The following is a 21899-nucleotide window of genomic DNA, read 5'->3' on the forward strand; positions in this document are numbered from 1 at the left end:
CAGCGGCCCGCCGGCGGACGCCGTCCCGCTCACCGGTAGGTGTCCCAGAACAGGCCGCCGGCCGCCGGGGCGGTGGGGACGGCGGTGCTCCGGATGACGACCCGCCGGTTCAGCACGGGCTCCGGCAGCGGCTGCCTGGCGGGGCGGTCGCCGGGGGGCGCGGGGGCGAGCAGCAGGTGCGCGTTGGTGCCGCCGTCCGCGAAGCAGCTGACCGCGGCGGCGGTGGCGACGTCCGGCCAGGGCAGGGCCTGCCTGGGGAAGTACAGCGGCGAGGCGGCCACGTCGAAGTGTTCCAGCGGCTCCTGTCCGGAGCCGAACGGCACCTGTTCCTTGTGGTGCAGCATCAGGACCACCTTGATGAACGCGGCGATGCCCTCCGCGACCAGCGGGTGGCCGATGTTGGGCTTGACCGAGCCGAGGGCCACCGGCTGCGCCGAGCCGGCCCGGTAGACCGCCTCCACAGCCTTGAGTTCGAGCAGGTCGGTGACGGTCGTCCCGGAGCCGTTGGCCTCCACCCAGCCGACGTCCAGCGGGCCGAGGCCGCTGCGCTCCAGGGCGGTGGCCATCACCTCCTTCTGCGCCTGCAGGTTGGGCGTGGCCGGGCCGGCGGTCCGGCCGTCGTTGTTGACCGCGATGCCCTTGAGGACCGCGAGCACCCGGTCCCCGTCCGCCTGCGCCCTGGACAGCGGCTTCAGGACGACCGCGCCGACGCCTTCGCCGAGGATCAGGCCGGCCGCCCGCCGGTCGAAGAGGTGGAACTCCGGCCCCGGGTTGAGCAGTCCGCGCTGCCCGAAGACCTGGTAGGACCGGTCGTCACCGAGCAGGCTCACCCCCGCGACCACGGCCGACTCGATGTCGCCCGCGCGCAGGGCCTGCGCGGCCGCGTCCATCGCCACCAGGGCGGACGAGCAGGCGGTGTCGACGACCAGGCTGGGGCCGCGGAAGTCGAAGAACTGGGAGATGTTGGCGGCGAGGTAGTTCTGGCCGGTGGCGACCACCGGGTTCTTCGCCCGCGTCAGCCGCGCCGGGTCCGGTGTGTGGGTCGCCCGGCCTCCGACGTACACACCGATCCGGCGGCCCTTGAGGTCGGCGGGCCGGTGACCGGCGTGGTGCACGGCCCGGTTCACCTCCTCGATCAGCAGGAGCGCCTGCGGGTCCATGGCCGCGACGTCCGGTTCGGACAGCAGGAAGGCCTCCGGGTCGAAGCGCAGCTCGTCGGCGAGCAGTCCGGCGTGGTGGCCGACCGGCCGGCCGAAGCGCTCCTCGGGGACCGGCCGCAGCGCCGAGCGGCCCTGGCGCAGCAGCTTCCAGTACGCGTCGGCGGATCCGGCGTCGGCGAAGCGGCAGGAGAGGCCGACGACGGCGATGTCCGCGACGGCGCGCGAGGGGTTCCCGGCGGGGGACGCGCCGACGGTGAGGGCCGTATCGGCCGAAGCCGTACCGGAGAGGGGTGTACGGGACGGGTCCGCACCGGCCGGGGGTGCGTCGGCCGGAGCCGGGTCGGCCGGAGCCGCATCGGCCGGAGCCGCAGCGACAGCGGCCGCACCGAAGGCCGCGACCAGGGCCTCCGGATGCTCGTCGGCGAGGTACGCGGCGAAGCCGTCGGCGGTCGGGTGTTCCAGCAGTGCCGACGGGTCGACCGACACGTCGAGCCGCTTGGCGGCCCCCTGGGCGAGCTGGGAGACCAGGATCGAGTCGATGCCGTAGTCGTGCACCGGTACGTCGCCGGTCAGCCGGGCCCGGTCGAAGCGCAGTTCCTCCGCGAGCCGGTCGAGCAGCCACGAGGCCGCCGCGCCGGCCGCGGCCCGGAGCGCGCCGGACGTCCGCGTGGGCGCGGCGGGCGGTCGGGGCGAGGAGGTGTCCGGGGGTGTGACCTGAGGCGATGACGTGGACGCCGTCGGCTCCGCGGCCGGTTCCAGGCGGCGGTCCGCCAGCCGTTCGGGGCGCCAGTCGGCGCCGGGCCGTACCACCGCGGGCAGGACCACCCGCGCGCCGCTCGTCAACGCCCGGTCCAGCAGGGCGAGTCCCTGCTCGTCCGTCAGGGCGGCCAGCCCGGAGGCCCGGTAGGCGGCGCTGCGCGCCTCCCCCATGCCGGTGTCCTTCCAGCTCGGCCACTCCACGCTGATCAGTGGCAGCCCGTACGGACGGGCCTCGGCGACCGCGTCCAGGTAGGCATTGGCCATCGCGTAGTCGCTCTGTCCGACCGCCAGCGCGGGCACGGCGGCGGCGACCGAGGAGTAGAGCACGAACAGGCTCAGCGGCTCGTCACGGAAGCACTCCACGAGGGTGTCCAGGCCGAAGATCTTCGGGTCGGTCACCCGCTCGACGCCGGTGCGCGGCTTCCGTACGAAGGCGGGGTTCTCGGTGTCGGTGAAGCCCGCGCTGTGGATCACGCCGCCGACCGGGCCGAGCCGGAGCCGGACGTCCGCCAGGGCCTTGGCCGTGGCCTCCCGGTCGTCCAGCGGCACGGCGAGCACCTCCAGTTGCACGCCCCGGTCCACCAGGTCGGCGAGCGGGCGCAGCTTGCGCCCCAGGGGACCGTCGGCGGCGATGTGCGTGGCCCATTCGGCCCGGGGCGGCAGTTCCTCGCGTCCGGTGAGGACGAGTTTGCGGACGCCGTACCGGTCGACGAAGTGCCGGGCGCTCAGCAGGCCGATCCCTCGGGTGCCTCCGGTCACCCAGAGGACGTGGCCTTCCGGGAAGTGCGGCGCGCGCCGGGGTGCGGCGGGCAGTTCGCGCAGTTCCGCGCGGTGCCGTACGCCGTCGCGGTAGGTGATCTCGGACGGGCCTTCGCCGGTGGCCAGTTCGTCGGCCACCCACCGGCAGAGCTGCTCGTCGGAGGACGGTCCGGTGTGCAGGTGGCGGGAACGCACGTGCCGGTACTCGCTCTGCAGCATCCGGTACAGGCCGGTACGCGCCGCGCCGCCGGGTACGGCGTCCGGGCCCCTGGAGACCAGCAGGGCGCTCAGGTCGCGCCGTCCCTGGCCGACCAGGTGCTGCAGCCAGCGCAGCCAGGTGTGCAGGGCGGCGCGGTCGACGGGCGCCGACGGGTCGGCGCAGCCCGCCAGGTCGACCACGGCGTCGAAGCGGTCCCACCGGGTGGCGGGCCCGTCGAGGTCGGTGGCGAGCTGTTCGGTGGTGAGGATCTCGGAGTCCGGGAGTGTGGCGGCGAGTCGGGCGGCCAGCTCCCCGGTCCCCGGAGCGGTCAGGACGGCGGTGCGGCCGGGCGCGGTGGTACGCCCGGGAGTGCCGGCGGGGGCGGGGACCCAGTGCCGGGTCAGCAGCAGGCCTTCCGTGGCGGTGGTTTCGAGGGCGGCCAGTTCGGCGTCGGCCGCCGCCAGCCACACCCGCTCGCCACCGAAGGGGTAGCCCGGCAGCGACACCCGTGCGGGCCGTCCTTCCGGGTGCAGGGCCGGCCAGTCGACCTGCTGTCCTGCCGTCCAGGCGACGGCGTACGCCGCGGGATCGGCCTGCGGGGTGTTCCCCGCGGCCGGGGTGCGCGGGTCGGCCACTCCCGTCCAGCTGTCGGCAGGGGTGACGCCGGTTGTGAACTCGTCCAGCCGGTCTGCCAGTTGGGGCAGACTCTCGAACCGGATCGCGAGGCGGTGCGCCATGGCCTCACGTCCGGTCTGCAGCGTCCAGGCGACCTGTTCCGGTGCCGCCCCGGCGCCCTCGGCCCGCAGGTGTGCCGCGAGGCGGCGCGCCTGCTCGGTCAGCCGGTCGGCCTCGCGGGCGGAGAGCACGGCCAGTTGCGGTCCGGCCGGACGGGCCGGGGGCTGCGTTGCGGCCGGGTGTTCCTGGAGGATGACGTGGGCGTTGGTGCCGCCGGCGCCGAAGGAACTCACTCCGGCGGTCCGCGGCTGCTCCGTGCCGTCCGCGAGCATCCGGCGCGGCCAGGGCGCCGTCTCCCGCTGGACGTGGAACGGTGTCGCCGCGAAGTCGATGTTCGGGTTGGGCGGGTCGGCGTGCAGGGTGGGGGCCAGCTCACCGTGGCGCATCTGGAGCAGCACCTTGGTGATCGCCGCGATGCCGGCCGCCGATTCGGCGTGGCCGATGGCGGACTTGACCGAGCCGATCGGCAGCCGCTCGGGCAGATCGCCCTGGAAGGCCCGCATCATGCCCGCGACCTCCACCGGGTCGCCGAGGGCGGTACCGGTGCCGTGTGCCTCCACGTAGTCCAGGTCCGCCGGGCGCATCCCGGCACGGTCGAGCGCGGTCCGGACGAGGTCGCCCTGCGCCCTGGGGTTGGGCACGTTGAAGCCGCGGCCGGATCCGCCGTGGTTGACCGCGGACGCCTTGACCACCGCCAGGACACGGTCGCCGTCGGCCAGTGCCGCGTCCAGGCGTTTGAGGAGTACGGCGCCGGAGCCCTCGGCCGGTACATAACCGGTGCCGTCTGCGCCGAAACTGCGGCAGCGGCCGTCCTCGGCGAGGAAGTTGCGCCACGCCAGTTGCAGGTATTTCGCCGGGTGGCTGGTGATGTTGACACCGCCGGCCACCGCGACGTCGCAGTCACCGTTGCGGATGGCCAGGCACGCCTGGTGGACGGTGACCAGCGCGGAGGAGCACATGGTGTCCACGGCGACGCTGGGACCGGAGAAGTCGAAGAAGTACGAGACCCGGTTGGCCACCGAGGCGAACGAGGAGTGCGGGGGCAGGCCCTCGCCGCGCAGCGCGGCCTGCACCCCGTACAGCTGGTACTGGCCGTACATCATGCCCACGAACACACCGGTGCGGGAGCCGCGCAGTTGCTCGCGGGTGTAGCCGGCGTCCTCCAGCAGGTGCCAGGTGGTCTCCAGGAAGACCCGCTCCTGGGGGTCGGTGTGCTCGGCCTCGATCTGCGACATCCGGAAGAACAGCGGGTCGAAGCGGTCGGCGTCGCGCAGGAAGCCGCCCCACTTGCCGTACGTCCGGCCGGTGGCCGTCTTGTCCGCGTCGTAGAACCGGTCGTGGTTCCACCGGTCGGCCGGGACTTCCTCGACGCAGTCGCGGCCGGCCCGCAGGTTGCGCCAGAACTCGTCCACGTCGTCGGCCTGCGGGTAGCGGCCCGCGACGCCGATGATCGCGATGTCGTCGGCGTCGGCGGTGGCTGGGGTGACCGGGGCGGGGGCGACGGCCGGGGCGGGGATGAGGGTCGCGGCGGCCTGGTCCGTGTCGGCCCGGTCGGAGACGGGCCCGGAGGCGGGGTCGGAGACGGGCTCCGGGGCGGGGCCGGGCTTCTCCCCTGCGTCCGGCGCGGCGAACGCGTCGGGGTACGTGTCGGCCAGGTACTCCGCCAGTTCGCGGACCGTCACGTACTCGAACAGAAGGGTCTTGGACAGCGGGCCGCAGTGCTCCTCGAACCGCCGGGTCGCGCTCAGCGTGATCAGCGAGTCCACGCCGTAACGGTCGAAGGGCTCCGTGACGGCCAGTTCCGCCTCGGGGAGCTTCAGCTCTTCCGCCATGATCCGGCGCACCACCTCCTCGGCCCGGGCGCACACGTCCGTCCGGTCCCGCGGCGCGGTGTTCCGAGACGCGGTTGCCGGGTCAGCGGACGGCCGGGCCTCGGTGGGCCTGTCCGCCGTGGCGGCAGCCGGCGGGGCGGCCGGTTCCGCGTTGAGCGCGGCCAGGATGCGGGCCGGGTCCCCCGGTGCGAGCAGCAGGCGCGGCGCGGTGCCGGCCAGGGCGCGTTCCAGCGCGTCCAGCGCCGGTTGGGTGCGCAGCGGACGCATGCCGAGTTCCCTGGCCATGGCCTCCTCGCCCGCGGCGTCGGTGCGCATGCCGCCGTCGGCCCAGACCGGCCAGGCGGCGGCGAGGGTGCGGCCCCGCCGGCTGCCCTCGCGGCGCCACCGCTCCCGCTGTTCGGCGAAGTGGTCCAGGAAGCCGTTGGCGAAGGCGTAATCGGTCTGGCCGACGTTGCCGAACGCCGCCGCCGCGGAGGACAGGGTGACGAAGTAGTCCAGTGGGTCGTCGCGGGTCGCGTCGTCCAGCAGCACCGTGCCGTGGACCTTGGCGGCCAGCACCGCCTCCGCGTCCGCCCGGTCCTTGCGTTGCAGCAGGCCGTCCCTGAGCACTCCGGCGGCGTGCAGGACGCCGCTGAGCGGCCCGTAGACCCGGCGGGCCTCGTCGATCAGCGTGCGTACGCCCGCGGGGTCGGTGACGTCGGCCCGTACCAGGTGGGCGCCGATGGCCTCGATCCGGGCGCGGGCCCCGGGGCCCGGAGCGCTTCTGGCGGCGAGCACGATCCCGCCGCCGGGGTTGCCGGCGGCGCCCCGTACGGCCGCGATGTGCTCGGCCAGCAGCAGCCCCAGCGCGCCCGTGCCACCGGTGATCACATGGGCTCCGGAACCAGTGAACGCGGACTCGGCGCGGGCCGGCAGGGTCAGCCGGCGCCAGGCACGGCGGGTGCGGCCCGCCGCGTCGACGCGGGCCTCGGTGTCACCGGCGGAGCCGAGTTCGCGGACCACCGCGTCGCCCAGCGGGCCGGCCGCGACGGCCAGCACGCCGAAGTCGACCGCCGGGTGCTCCTTGCGCACCGACCGGGCGAACGCGGCCATGGCCGGGAGGGCCGGCGAGGAGGCCGGGTCGCGGTGCACGAAGAGGTAGCGCAGCGCAGCACCGCGTCGCTCCCGCTGCCAGGCCTGGAGGAACGCCGTGGCGGTGTGGAAGCCGTACTCCACCGCCCTGCCGGGATCGGCACCTTCGCCGGCCAGGTGCACCACGTGCACCGGTCCCGGCTGCCCGGCGCGGACCGCCGCGTCCGCGTCGAAACCGGCGCCGAGCGCGATCCGCCGGGTGGCCAGGCCCGCAGCCGTCAGAGCGGTGCCCACCTCGTCCCCGTGGGAGCCGGCGTCCAGCAGCACGACGGAGCCGGTCAGCTGCTGACGGGTACGCGGCGCACGTTCCATGACCGGCTCGAAGGCGGTGACCGTGTCCCGGGCAGGCACTGCGCGGAGCGTGAACTCCTCGATGGTTGCGGCCACTTCACCGGACCGGTCCAGGAGGCTCACGTCGAAGCGGAGCGTGCCGCTGGCGGCCGGCCGCGCCGAGGGGACGGCGTAGGCGTACATCTCCTCGGGCAGGTCGGCGTGGAGCCGGACCGAGCCCAGGGAGAACGGCAGGTACGACAGCGGGGCCGCCGTGTCGCCGGCGCCGGGCGCGAGTCTGCCGGCCGTCTGCAGGGCCGCGTCGAGCAGCGACGGGTGGAACACGTACGTGCCCGCGTCCGCGACGTGCGCCGTGGGGAGCCGCAGCGCCGCCAGGGCCTCGTTCTCCCCCACGGCGAGTTCCTCGATCACCTGGAAGACGGGCCCGTAGTCGAAGCCCAGCCGGGAGAAGACCGCGTAACAGTCCGGTCCTTCCTGGACGGTGGTGCAGCGCGCACGCACGGCCGGCACGTCGACGGGCGCGGGGCGGCCTTCGGGCACGCCGAGCAGCAGGGTGCCGTGGGCGTGCACCGGGGAGGCGTCCCCGTCGGTCCGTACCTCGAAGGACGCGTCGGAGCGGTCACCGGTGAGCTGGACCACGAGCCGGTGCTCGGAGCCGGCCGGGACCCGGACGGGGGCGGCCCACACGAGGCCGTCGACACCGCGGACCGGCGTGCCGGCGGCCAGCTCGCCGGCCAGCCGGGCCATCTCCAGGTACGCCACGCCGGCCAGCACCGGTTCGCCGCCCACGACGTGCTCGCGGAGGAAGAACTCCTCCCCCGTCAGCGTCTTGGCGAACGCCGGTCCGGCGAAGGTGGAGACGTTGGTGTCGAGCAGGGCCGGGTGCAGCCGGGCGGTTGCCCGCTCCGGCGCGGCGGACGGGCCGGCGTCCGGGGTGAACCAGTGCCGGGTGCGGGCGAACGGGTAGGTGGGCAGGGGCACCCGGCGGCGGGCCGCGCCCTCGTGCAGGGCCGCCCAGTCGGCCTCGGCGCCTGCCAGCCAGTCGTCCGCGACGGCGGTCAGGTCCCGGGAGGTGGTGGCCGGGCGCGGGGTGCGGTGCCGCTCGGCCTGTCCGGTGCGCACCGCGGACGAGCGGCCGGCGAGATGCGCGGCCAGTTCGGCGCGGAGCGCGGCGGTGCCGTCGGCGACCACGGCGAGCCGGTGGGTCATCGCCTCACGGCCCACCTGAAGGGTGTACGCGAGGTCGCCCGGAGCCACGTCGTGGTCCGCCAGGTGGCCGGCGAGCCGTTCGGTGGTCTGGCGCAGCTCCTCGGGCGTGCGGGCGGAGAGCACGAACAGCTGCTCCGCCGCCGGCTCCTCGCGGGTGTCCCGCATGGTGGGTTCCTCCAGGACGATGTGCGCGTTGGCCCCGCCGAAGCCGAAGGAGCTGACACCGCCGCGGCGCGGCAGGACGTTCCCGTCGGCGTCGCGCGGCCGCGGCCAGGGGCGGGCGGTCGAGGCGACCTCGAACGGGCCGCCGTCGAGTTCCAGGTGGGGGTTCTGCTGCTGGACGTGGAGGCTGGCCGGGATGGTGCCGTGCCGCAGCGCGAGCACGACCTTGAGCAGTCCGGCGATGCCCGCCGCGGCCTCCAGGTGGCCGATGTTCGTCTTCACCGAGCCGATGGCGCAGCCGGGTGCCGCGGCCGGCCCGTGCCCGTCGCGCAGTCTGCGGAAGGCGGTGCTCAGGCCGGTGGTCTCGATCGGGTCGCCCAGGGCGGTGCCGGTGCCGTGCGCCTCGATGTAGCCGACGGTCTCCGGGGGTACGCCGGCTGCGCGGTACGCCTCGACCAGCAGGTCGGCCTGGGCGTCCGGACCGGGCGCGGTGAGCGAGGTGGTGCGGCCGCCGTGGCCGGCGACGGCCGCCGTGATCACCGCGTGCACGGTGTCGCCGTCGCGCCGCGCCCGCCCGTCCGGCTTGAGGAGCACCACGCCGGCGCCCTCGCCGCGTACGTAGCCGTCGGCCCGGCTGTCGAAGGTCTTGCAGCGGCCGTCCGGGCTGAGCATGCCGCCCTGGCTGAGCACTTCGTGGACGGCCGGCGACAGGACCAGGTTGACCCCGCCCGCGATCGCCAGGTCACAGGTGCCGTCGCGGAGCGCGGCGCAGGCCTGGTGGACGGCGGTGAGCGAACCGGAGCAGGCGGTGTCCAGCGCCATGCTGGGGCCGCGCAGGTCCAGCAGGTAGGAGACGCGGTTGGGGATGACCGAGAGCGCCGCGCCGGTGGCGGTGTGCCCCTGGGGTGCGCACCCGGCGGCGCGCTGGATCTCCAGGTACTCGGCGTTGGCGACGCCGACGTAGACGCCGACGCGCTTTCCGGCCAGGTCGGACGGGCGGTAGCCGGCGTCCTCGACGGCCGACCAGACCACTTCCAGCATCAGCCGCTGCTGCGGGTCCATCAGCTCCGCCTCGCGCGGGGAGATCCCGAAGAAGGCCGCGTCGAAGCGGTCCACGTCGGGCACGAAGCCGCCCCAGCGGGTCTCCGGCCGGTCCCGCCAGTCCCAGCGTTCGGCGGGGACTTCCCCGATCAGGTCGTCTCCGGCGGCCAGATGCTGCCAGAACTCCGCCAGGTCGGCGGAGCCCGGCAGGCGTGCGGCCATGCCGATGACCGCGATGCGGTCGCCGTGCGACGGCTCGGCGGGGGTCCTGTCCGGTGTTGTGTCCGGGGTCCCGGTCGGTGTTCCGGCGGGAATGCCGGCCGGAACACCGGTCCGGTCCTCGGCGGGCCGCGGTACGGCCGTGGGCGCCTCAGCGGGGGCGCCGAACCGTGCGGCCAGGTCGGCGGGGTGGTTCTTCCACAGGTGTCCGGCCAGCGCGGACAGCGTGCCGTGGCGGTAGAACAGCGTCGGATAGACCTCGATGCCGTACGCCGTGCGCAGCTCGACGCTCAGCGCGGTGAAGCGGACCGAGTTCATGCCTGCCTCGCCGAGCGGGGTGTGCGCGCCGATGTCCTCGGCCGGCACTCCCGTCAGGCGGCTGACCATGCCGGCCAGTTCGGCCGTCAGGGCGTCGGTGTCCGCCGGGGGTTCGGTGGCGGCCGCCGGCCGCCCGGTGTCCGGGACGCCGAAGCGGGCCCGCAGTTCGGCGGGCGGCAAGGCGGCCAGCGTGGCCCGGTCGACCTTCTCGTTGAGGGTGTGTGGGAAGCCGGTCACCCTCACCAGCGCGTCCGGGATCATGTGGTCCGGGAGCCAGGCCGCCAGGTGTTCCCGGGACGGGTGGGCGGCGCCGTCGTCGAGTACGTAACAGGCCAGCAGCGAGCGGTCGCCGCCGCCTTGGCCGCGGGCCACCGCGACGGCGTCGCGGACGCCCGGCAGCCGCCGCAAGGCCGTCTCGATCTCCGTCAGTTCCACCCGGTGGCCGCGCACCTTCACCTGGGAGTCGATCCGCCCCAGGTAGGTGATGCGGCCGTCGGGCAGGCGGCGGACCAGATCGCCCGTACGGTACATCCGCGCGTCGGGCGCGGACGCGAACGGGTCGGGCAGGAAGCGCTCGGCGGTCAGCTCGGGGCGTCCCAGGTAGCCGTCGGCCACTCCGTCGCCGCCGATGTACAGCTCACCGGGCGCGCCGGACGGCACCGGCCGGCGGGCGCTGTCGAGCACGTACAGGCGGGTGTTGGCGATGGGGGCGCCGATGGTCACCGGTTCGCCGCGGCGCAGCCGGGCGGCCGCCGACCAGATGGTGGTCTCGGTCGGTCCGTAGAGGTTCCACACCTCGCGGTTGCCGGCGAGCAGCGCCTCGGCCGTGTCGCCGGGCAGGGCTTCGCCGCCGCACAATACGGTGAGCGAGGGGTCTCCCTGCCATCCGGCGGCCAGCAGCATGGCCCACGTCGCGGGGGTGGCCTGGACGACCGTGGCCGCGCTGCGCTCGACCGCCTCCCGCAGCCGCAGTCCGTCCTGGGCGACCTCGGTCGGCAGTACCTCCACCGTGCCGCCGGTGATCAGCGGCAGGTACAGCTCCAGGCCCGAGATGTCGAAGCAGACCGTGGTCAGGGCGAGCAGGGTGTCCCGGGGCCCGAAGCCGGGCTCGCGCGCCATCGACCACAGGAAGTTGGTCAGTGCCCGGTGCGGGACCTGTACGCCCTTGGGGCGGCCGGTCGACCCGGAGGTGTAGAGGATGTACGCCGCGTCGGACGGTCCGGCGGGGCCGGGCGAGGGAGCCGAGGGCGGCTCCCGGTCCGTGTCGACGAGGAGCCGGGGCACCGTCCCGTTCCACGGGGCGTCGACGGTGCTGTGGGTGATGATCAGGTGCAGTCCGGCGTCGTCGGCCATGTAGGCCAGCCGCTGCCCCGGGTACGCGGGATCGAGCGGGACGTACGTACCGCCGGCGGCCTGCACGGCGAGCAGCGCCACCGGCAGACCGGCGTCGCGCGGGAGCAGGACGCCGACCGTACGGCCCCGGCCGACGCCGGCGGCGGTGAGGCGGGAAGCCAGGGCCGTCACCTGGTCGCGGAGCCGGCGGTAGGTCAGCTCGGTACTGCCGTACCGGACCGCCACGGCCTCGGGGCGTGCCTCGGCCTGGCGGCGCACCAGGTCCCAGACGAGGGTATCCGCCGGGTAGTCGGCGGCGGCGGGCGGCGCGAGGAGCGCGTGCTCGCCCTCGGTCAGCAGGTCCAGGTCACCGACCGTGGTGCGGGGCGCGCCGACGGCGGAGGCCAGCAGGGTGACGAAGTGTTCTCCGAAGCGTTCCACCGTGGCGGTGTCGAACAGGTCCGGGTTGTACTTCAGCGTGTACCGGCAGCCGTCGGGGTGGTCGACGAGGTCGAGGGTCAGGTCGAACTCGCCCTCCTGGTGCACGCCGTCGACCCGGCCCCGCACCACGCCGTCGTCCCGCAGGTCGCGGGCCCAGTTGTGGAAGTAGAACGCCACGTCGAACAGGGCGTCCGGGGCGCCCGGGTCCGCCCGCCGCAGGTCCTCGGCGAGGGTGAGCAGGGGGTAGGCACTGTGCTCCAGGGCTTCCAGGACCGTCCGGTGGACGCGGCGGACCAGGTCGCGGAAGGGCTCCTGGCCGTCGACCCGTTCGGCCAGCACGACCATGTTCATGAAGTAGCCGAGCACGTCGTCGTACCCGTCGGCCGGGCGGCCCGCCGTCGGGGTGCCGACGGTGATGTCCGCCTGGTCGCCGTAGCGGTGCAGCAGCGCGAAGTAGCCCGCCAGCATGACGCTGGACAGGGACGTGTGCGCCTCGGCCGCGAGGGCGCGGGCCCGGTCCGTGACCGTCGCCGGGACGCGTCCCTCGACGCTCGCGCCGCGGAAGCCGGGCACGGGCGGCCGCGAGCGGTCCAGCGGCAGCGGCATGGTGGTCCGCCGGCCCCGCAGGCGCTCGGTCCAGTACGTACGCAGGCGCTCCGCCTGTGGTCCGGCGAGCAGTTCGCGCTGCCAGGTGACGAAGTCGGCGAACCGGCGGGCGGGCCGGTCCGCGGGCAGCGGGCGGCCGTCACGGAGTGCGCGGCAGCCGCGCTCCACCTCGGCCAGCAGCAGGGGGATGGACAGCCCGTCGAGCACCAGGTGGTGCACCGTCAGGCACAGGGCCTGCCTGCCGTCGCCGAGGGTGTAGAGCGTCGCGCGCAGCAGCGGCCCATGGGCCAGGTCGAACGGCTGCCGCGTGTCGGCGGCTATCCGGTCCCGGAGGTCGTTGTCCGCCACGGAGGTGAGGAAGACCTGCTGGAAGGGGAGTTCCGGTTCGGCCGCGATACGGACGTACGGGCCGTCGCCGTCCGTACGGACGGTGGCGCGCAGTTCCTCGTGGCGGTCGAGCAGGTCCTGCAGGACCACGCGCAGGGTCAGCACGTCCACGTCGGCGTCGAGCCAAAAGGCGAGGGGCAGGTTGTAGGCGTGGTTCCCCGGCGCGATCTGCTCGATCACCCAGAGGGCGCGCTGGCCTTCCGACAGGGGGTGGGTGGACAGGCCGGTGTCACCGCGGGGGCGGAGGACGGTCCGCGCCTCCGGCGGGGCTGCCGGCGCGGGCCGGGTGCCCGGGGCGGTGGGAGGTGCGGTCGCCGGGGCCGGCTCCGCCGCCGTACCAGCCGGGGCCGTGGCTACGGCAACCGTCGCTGCCGGAGCCGGGGCGGCCGGAGCCGGGGGCGGCGTGCTCGCGGAAGCCGGTGCCGTACGCACGCGCTCCTCGGCAGCCGGCACGGTCTCCGTCACCACCGCGGCCGCGGACTGCGCTGCGCCCGTCGGCACCGCGTCGGCGAGCCAGCCGGACGCCAGGTGCGCGGTCAGCTCCCGCAGCGTGGGGAGCCGGAAGAACTCGTCCAGCGGCACGGTGACGCCGAACGCCTCGTCCACGACGGACACGATCTTCATCCCGCTGAGGGAGTCGAAGCCGTAGTCCATCAGCGGGCGGTCGGGGTCGATCCGCTCGTCCAGCTTCAGGATCCGCTCCAGCAGCTCCCGCAGCCGTTCGCCGACCACCGCTTCCGGATCGGAAGGTGTCACGGCCGTCATCGCCTCTTCCCCGTCCTGCCGTGCCACGACGGCCGTCACTGCTTCCGGGGCGGTGACCTGCACCGCCGCGGGAACGTCCTGCGTCCTTCCGGCGGGCGCGCCCGCGGGCGCCTCCGCCGTCGCCGCCCGTACGGCGTCTTCGCTCTCGGCGACCAGTACGCGCTGTCCCAGCTCGGCGTCCGCGGAGCCGAGCGCCGTGATGCCCGTCCAGCCCTCCTCCCGGAGCAGCCGGGTCCAGCCGGCCGGCGGGGCCAGTGGCGAGCCGGGGATGCGCAGTTCGCCGTCCTGGAACGCCCACCAGCCCTCCATCACACCGCCGCCGAGCGTGAGGTACGGCCGGAGTGTGGTCAGTTCGTTGAGCACCAGCCTGCCGCCGGGCCGCAGCATGGCCTTGATCCTGCGCAGCGTGGCCCGCAGGTCTTTGGTGGCGTGTACGACATTGGTGGCCAGGACCAGGTCGGCGGAGCCGGGCGGGAAGCCCTGGGCTGCGAAGTCGCGTTCCAGGTTGAGCAGCGCGAACCGTACGAACGGGTACGGCGCGGCGAACCGGTCACGGCCGTGTTCGAGGAAGCGCGGCGAGATGTCGGTGAAGGTGTAGCCGACGCGGCCGGGGTGACCGGCCGGCAGCGGGAGCACCCGTTCGCTCGTGGCTCCGGTCCCGGCGCCCAGCTCCACCACCCGGAGCGTCTCGTCGCCGGACAGCCGCGGGAGCCGGGCGTCCAGGAAGCCGCGGACCGAGTCGGCCACCAGCCGGTTGAAGTGGTCGGTGAGCGGGTTCCCCCGGTAGAGGTTCCGCACCAGCTCCATGGAGCCGTCGGGGAACATGACTTCGGTGCCGACCAGCTCGCCGCGCAGGAGCTGCGGGTACACGCGCAGGAAGGCGCGGTTGAGGGTGGCCGTGGGCTCGATGTCCGGGTGCGTGGCCGCGACGCGGTCGAACTCGGCCTCCCACTGGTCCGCGGCCCTGGCGGGCCCTTCCTCGGTGACACGGACGGTGGTGGTGAAGCGGTCGCCGTCGCGGGTCAGGAACCCGGCTTCGGTCAGGAGGCCGAGCACCGCCTCGTGCAGGCGCCGGAACTTGTCCCGGATGCGGAGCCGGTCGCGCAGTTCCTCCGCGTGGTGGCGCTCCCCCGGAGTCCGGAAGGCGCCCATCCGCCGGTACACGCCGAGCAGCCCGGACACCGAGGCCGCGTCCAGCTCCGCGTACCCGGCGAGCACCCGGGTGACGGCGGGGTCGGCGCCCGTCGTGGTGTGCGGGTGCCCGGTGGCGTCGGCCGGCGCGTCCGGGCGGCCGTCGCCGGGCGGCGTGGCCCCGGCGCCGGTCCCGGCGGCGGACGGCCGGGGAATCCAGTACCGCTTGCGGGCGAACGGGTAGCCGGGCAGTTCGATCCGGCGGGCGGTCCCCGGGGTGATCCGCGACCAGTCGACCTCGGCGCCCGTCACCCAGTGGTCGGCCACCGCCGTCACGTCCCGCCGCGTCAGCGCGTCGTCCAGGGCGGCGGATTCGCCGGCGGAGCGACGTACGACGGTACGGGCCACCCGGCCGGTGCGGATGCGGTCGTCCGCGCCGCCCGCCGCGTACGTCTCCAGCAGTGCGACGGCTTCGGCCACCGAGCCGGCGGTCAGGGCCAGGCGGAACTCGTATGCCGTACGGCCGGACTGCAGCGTGTGCGCGACATCGGTGAGCCGTGGGAACCGGCCGCCGTCCTCCGGGCTGGCCCCGGCGGGCCGGATGCCCGCCACCGCCTGCGCCAGCGCGCCGATGGTCTCGGCCGCCCTGGCCGCCGGCGGCAGCCGGGTGCCCAGTTCCGCCGCCAGCAGCGCGTGGAAGTGGGCGCGTTCGGTCATGCCGAATCCGCAGTCGACCAGGTCGGTCCCGAGGTCGAGCGTCCCGGGCGCCACGCCGGCCAGTCCGGCGGCCAGCCGCAGGCAGCGGCTCCGGGCGTCCTCCAGCGCGTCCTCGGCCGTCGCGGTGTCCGCCGGGGCGCCGCGGCGCAGGAAGGCCGCGAGGTCAGCGGCGTACGCGGGCAGCCGGTCCGCGCTCCTGGCGGACAGCACCAGCACCTGTTCCCCTGCGGGCTCCTCCGGCTCCGGCGCGCCGGCCGGCAGGTGCTCCTCCATGACCACGCAGGCATTGGCACCGCCCGCGCCGAACGAGCTGACGACGGCCCGCCGCGGCAGCTCGGCGGTTGTGCCGTCCGTGCCGGGCCGCGTCTGCCGTGCCCAGGGCTGGAGGGTCTGCTGCACTTCGAAGGGTGTGGCCGTGAAGTCGATCTCCGGGTTGCGGCGTTCGGAGTGCAGGGACGGCGCCAGCATCCCGTGCCGGAACTGCAGCAGCACCTTGGTCAGCCCGGCGATGCCGGCCGCCGACTCCAGGTGGCCGATGTTGGTCTTCACCGAGCCGACCGCGACCGGCGGCCGTCCGGTACGGCGTGCCGGGTCGACGGGCCCGCCGAACGCCTCGGTCAGCCCGGCGATCTCGATCGGGTCGCCGAGCAGGGTGCCGGTGCCGTGGGCCTCCACGTAGCCGACGGTGTCCGCGCCGACTCCGGCACGGTGCAGTGCCTCGCGGATCACGGCACTCTGGGCGGCCGCGCTCGGCACGGTGTACCCGCCGCTGTTGCCGCCGGAGTTGACGGCCGAGCCGCGGATCACACCGAGGACGCGGTCGCCGTCCGCGACCGCCGCCGCCAGCGGTTTGAGCAGGACGGCGCCGACGCCCTCGCCGTCGACGAAGCCGTCCGCGTCCGCGCCGAACGCCTTGAGCCGGTCGTCGCGGGCGAGCATCCCGGCCTGTGCCAGGCCGCGCAGGTGCTTCGGGTGCAGGATGAGGTTCACCCCGCCCGCGAGCGCGGCGGCGCACTCGCCGGACCTGATGCTCTGGCAGGCCAGGTGCAGGGCGGTCAGCGAGGCCGAGCACGCGGTGTCCACCGCCATGCTGGGGCCGGTGAAGTCGAAGGTGTAGGAGACCCGGTTGGCGACGGACCAGTGGCGGGAGTGGGCGTCGGCCGGTACGCCGAGCGCGTTCGCCTCGCCGCCCATCCACTCGTAGTCGCTGCCCATGACCCCGGCGAAGACGCCGACCGGTCCCTGGGCGGCGAGCACCGCCGCCGGGTAGCCGGCGTCGTCCAGGACCGCCGCCGCGGTCTGGAGGAACAGGCGCTCCTGGGGGTCCATCGCTTCGGCGTCGGCGGGTGAGATGTGGAAGAACAGCGGGTCGAACGCGTCGACGTCGTCGATGAATCCGGCCCACTTGCTGTAGGAGCCGCGCTGCCCGGCCGGGTCGTGGTGCGCGTCCGCGTCCCAGCGGTCGGCGGGCACCTCCCGGATGCAGTGCCGGCCCTCGGCCAGGTTGTCCCACAGCTCGCCGGCCGTGCGGGCCAGCGGGTAGCGCCCGGCGACGCCGATGACCGCGATACGGTCGTCGGCGCTCTCCTCGGCCGGTGTGCCGCCCGCGGGGGACGCGGCGGCGGGTGCGTCGGCGTACAGCTTGCCGATGAGGAAGTCGGCCACCGCTCTCGGTGTGCGCCGGTCGAAGACCAGGGTCGCGGGCAGCCGCAGTCCGGTGCGTGCGGCGAGTTTGTTGCGCAGTTCCACGGCGGTCAGCGAGGTGAAGCCCAGACGCAGGAACTCGGCGTCGGGGGCGATGGCGGCGGCCGAGTCGTGCTTGAGCGCCGCCGCGGCCTCCCGTAGCACCAGGTCCCGGACGACGCGCTCGCGTTCACCCACGGGGACTCCCCGCAGACCGGTGTTCTCGCGGGTGGCGGGCTCGCCACCGACGGGGGTACGGGCGGTGCGCACGGCCGGCCGGGGCCGTGCCGGGGCCGGTGTGCGGAACAGCGCCGGCGGTCTGCCCGTCGCGGGATCGGTCGCCGTACGGTCGAGCCGGGCCGCGACCAGGTGGGCCCGGTCCGTGGCGACGGCGGCGTCCAGGAGTGCCAGGGCTTCCTCGGTGGCCAGCGGGAGCACTCCGGCGTCGGTCAGCCGTGCCAGGTCGGCCGTGTCGAGCCGTCCCGTCAGGGCGCTGGGCTGCGCCCACAGGCCCCAGCCCAGCGACAGGGCGGGCAGGCCCAGTCCGCGCCGGTGGTGTGCCAGCGCGTCGAGGAAGGCGTTGGCGGCGGCGTAGTTGCCCTGCCCGGCGGTGCCCAGCGTGGCGGCGACGGAGGAGAACAGGACGAAGGCCGACAGGTCGTGGTCGCGGGTCAGTTCGTGCAGGTGCCAGGCGGCGTCGGCCTTGGCTGCCAGCACGGAGCGCAGCCGTCGCGGTGTCAGGGAGCCGATCACTCCGTCGTCCAGCGCGCCGGCCGCGTGGACGACGGCGCGCAGCGGGCGGTCCTGCGGGACGGTGGCCAGCAGTCCGGCGAGTGCTGTGCGGTCGCTGACGTCGCACGCCGCCGAGGTCGCCGTCGCGCCCAGCGCGGTCAGCTCGTCGGCGAGCTCCCGCGCCCCCCGGCGGCCGGCCAGCAGCAGGTGGCGGACGCCGTGTTCCGTCACCAGGTGCCGGGCGACCAGCCGGCCCAGGGTTCCGGACGCCCCGGTGACCAGCACGGTGCCGCCGGTGGGGAAGGCGGGCGGCACGGGGGTGCCGGGCAGGTTCGCGCGGACCAGCCTCGGAACGCGGACGCGGCCGCCGCGGATCAGGGCCTGGGGTTCGCCGGCAGCCACCAGCTGCGGCAGCAGCCGGGGCAGCGTCTCCATGTCGTCGGTGTCGACGAGCAGGATCCGGTCCGGGTTCTCCGTCTGCGCGGCCCGTACCAGGCCCCACACGGCGGCAGCGGCGGGGTCCGGCTCCGCGTCGGCGCCGTCGGCGGACGGTACGGCGCGGTGCGTCGCGACCACCAGGCGCGCCTCACCGGTCTCCGCGCCGGTGAGCCATGTCTGCAGGTCGGCGAGGACCGCGGAGGTCACCGCCTGGACGCGCTCGGGCAGGTCACCGCCGGCGGACGGGCAGCGCAGCGTCGTCACGTCCGCGAGGGTGGCCGCGGCCCCGGGGGCGGCCGGCGCGGGGATCCAGTTCAGCTCGTACAGCGCGGCGTCACCCGGCTCGCCGGCGAGTGCCGTACCGAGCGGACGCAGGGTGAGGGAGCCCGCCGACAGCAGGCCGCGGCCGGTGCCGTCGGCGACGTGCAGGGCCGTCGAGCCGTCCGCCAGCGGGGTGAGGCGCGCCCGCAGGCCGGTCGCCTCCGCGGCGGCGTCCGCGTCCAGCCACCGTACGTCGCTCCAGGAGAACGGCAGTGCGGGCCCAGCCGTCACGTCCAGCGCGTGCAGGGCGGCGTCGAGCAGCGCGGGGCGGACCGGCTCGGGCAGGGACACCTCGGCGAACAGCTCGCCGTCGTGCTGCCACAGGGCCCGCAGGCCCCGGAAGGCCGGGCCGTACTCCAGTCCCCGGTCGGCGCGGTCGTCGTACCAGGAGGTGAGGTCCACCGCTTCGGCGCCCGGGGGCGGCCATGCGGCGAGGTCCGGCAGGGCCGTGTCCTGCTCCGGCGTCGTGTCCTGCGTGGCGAGTGTGCCGGTGGCGTGCAACTGCCAGCCGTCCTGCGGGCGGCGGGCGTACAGCCGCAGGTCACGGTGACCGCCGTCGGCGGGGTCCATCAGCAGCTGGATCTCGATCTCGCCTTCTTCGGGCACCACCACGGGCGCCTGGAGGGTGAGTTCGTCCACCGCGTGTCCGGCGTGCAGCGCCATGTCCAGCAGGGCGGTGCCGGGTACGACGACGCGGCCCCGGACCCGGTGGTCGGCCAGCCACGGGTGCGACCGCAGGGACAGCCGGCCGGTCAGGGCCGTCTGTCCGGCGTCCGCCAGGTCGACGGGGGCGGACAGCAGCGGCCGGGGCTTGCGCAGCCAGTACGGTTTCGGCTGGAAGGCGTACGTGGGCAGTGCCACGGTGCGGGCGCCGGTGTCCGCGAAGAACGGCTGCCAGTCGACCGGCACGCCCCGGGCGTACAGCTCGGCCACGGACAGCAGGAACCGGCGGGACGCGTCCTCGCCGCGGCGCAGCGATCCGACGGCGGTCACGGCGTGGTCGCCGTCCTGGGCGATCTCCTCGATGCCGGCCGTCAGCACGGGGTGCGCGCTGCACTCGACGAAGGTCCGGTGTCCTTCGGCCAGGAGGGCGCCGATGGCCGTCTCGAAGCGGACGGTGTTGCGCAGGTTGCGGTACCAGTAATCGGCGTCGAGGTCCGCGGTGTCCTGGACGTCGCCGGTCAGGGTCGAGTGGAAGGCCACCGGCGCCGAGCGCGGGACGATGCCGGCCAGGTCCGTACGGATACGGTCGCGGATGCGCTCGACGTGCGCCGAGTGCGAGGCGTAGTCCACCGGGATGCGGCGCGCCCGTACGTCCTCGGCCGCGCAGTGCGCCAGCAGCTCGTCCAGCGCCTCGGTACCGCCGGACACCACCGTCATGCCCGGGCCGTTGAGGGCGGCGACGGAGATCCGGCCGTCCCAGGCCCGGAGCAGGGAGCGGGTCTCCTCCGCCGGCAGGGCCACGGCCGCCATGCCGCCTTCACCGGCGATCTCCAGCAGCGCCCGGGAGCGCAGCGCGACCACGCGGGCGCCGTCCTCCAGCGACAGGCCGCCGGCCGCGCAGGCGGCGGCGATCTCGCCCTGGGAGTGTCCGACCACGGCGGACGGCACCAATCCGGCGGACCGCCAGACTTCGGCCAGTGACACCATGACCGCCCACAGCACGGGCTGTACGACGTCGACCCGGGACAGTGCCGCCTCGTCGTCGATGGCGTCCCACAGCGACCAGTCGACCAGGCCGCTCAGCGCGCGCCCGCACTCGTCCATCCGCGCGGCGAACGCCGGGGAGGTCTTCCGCAGCCCCTTGGCCATGCCGACCCACTGGGAGCCCTGGCCGGGGAACACCCACACCACACCGGATTCCGGGGCGACGGAGCCTTCCACCACCAGCGGTGACGACTCCCCCACCGCCAAGGCGGACAAGCCGGTCAGCAACTCGGCGCGGTCCTGGGCGACGACCACCGCACGGTGCTCGAAAGCCGACCGGCTGGTCACGGTCGAGAACCCGATGTCGCGCGGATTCGCGTCCGCGTCGGACCGTACGTGGTCCAGCAGCCGCGCTGCCTGCTCGCGTAGGGCCGCCTCGGTCACGCCCGACACCACGACCGGCGCCGGGTGCTCCTGGGGCGGTGCCTGCCCGGGGGTGTCCGCGGTCTCCGCGGGCGCCTGCTCGATGATCACGTGCGCGTTGGTGCCGCTGGCCCCGAAGGACGAGACGCCGGCCCGGCGCGGCCGCCCGGTCTCCGGCCACGGCCGCTGCTCGGTCAGCAACTCGACCGCCCCCGACGACCAGTCCACATGGCGCGACGGCACATCGGCGTGCAGCGTTCGCGGCAGCACACCATGACGCAGCGCCAGCACCATCTTGATCACGCCGCCGACCCCGGCCGCCGCCTGCGCATGGCCGATGTTCGACTTCAGCGAACCCAGCCACAGCGGTTCTTCACGGTCCTGCCCGTACGTCGCCAGCAACGCCTGCGCCTCGATCGGATCGCCCAGCGTCGTGCCGGTGCCGTGCGCCTCCACCGCGTCCACGTCCGCCGCCGACAGGCCCGCGCTCACCAGCGCGTCACGGATGACCCGCTCCTGCGACGGCCCGTTCGGAGCCGTCAGTCCGCTGGACGCGCCGTCCTGGTTGACGGCAGAGCCACGTACCACCGCCAGCACCGGGTGCCCGTTGCGCCGCGCGTCCGACAGCCGCTCCAGCACCAGGACGCCCACGCCCTCGGACCAGCCCGTACCGTCGGCCGCGTCCGAGAACGCCTTGCACCGGCCGTCCGGCGACACGGCGCGCTGGCGGGAGAATTCCACGAACGTCGTCGGCGTGGACATCACCGCCACCCCGCCCGCGAGTGCGAGGGAGCACTCCCCCGACCGCAGCGACTGCGCCGCCAGGTGCAACGCCACCAGCGACGACGAACACGCCGTGTCCACCGTCACCGCCGGGCCCTCGAACCCGAACGTGTACGCCACCCGCCCGGACGCCACACTCGGCAGGCTGCCGGTCAGCAGCTGTCCCTCCAGGCCGCTCGCCGCGCCCGCGAGCTGCGACGCGTAGTCGCTGTACATCACTCCCGCGAACACGCCGGTACGGCTGCCGCGCAGCGAGGCGGGGGCGATGCCCGCGCGCTCCAGCGCCTCCCAGGAGGACTGGAGCAGCAGCCGCTGCTGGGGGTCGGTGGCCAGGGCCTCCCGTGGCGACATCCCGAAGAACCCCGCGTCGAACTCCGCGGCGTCGTGGAGGAATCCGCCGTGCCGGGTGTAGGTGGTGCCGGGCCGGTCCGGGTCGGGGTCGTACAGTCCGTCGAGGTCCCAGCCGCGGTCCGCCGGGAAGGCGGACACCGCGTCCACGCCGTCGATGACGAGCTGGTGCAGGTCCTCGGGTGAGGTCACGCCGCCGGGGAACCGGCACGCCATGCCCACGATCGCGACCGGCTCCCGGCCCGCCGACTCCAGCCGTGCCAGCTTTCCACGGGTCTGCCGCAGCTCGGTGGTGACCCGCTTCAGGTAGGCGAGCAGCTTCTCGTCGCT

At 74.9% G+C, this 21899-nt stretch carries 1 pseudogene; it reads right to left on the reverse strand.

Features of this window, described 5'->3' with window-relative positions:
• Positions 1-29: 29 nt before the first annotated feature.
• Positions 30-21890: pseudogene (locus tag ACZ4Z1_RS35400) on the reverse strand (amino acid adenylation domain-containing protein); the annotation flags it as partial.
• Positions 21891-21899: the final 9 nt, after the last annotated feature.

The organism is Streptomyces sp. NPDC030165, from assembly GCF_055573595.1.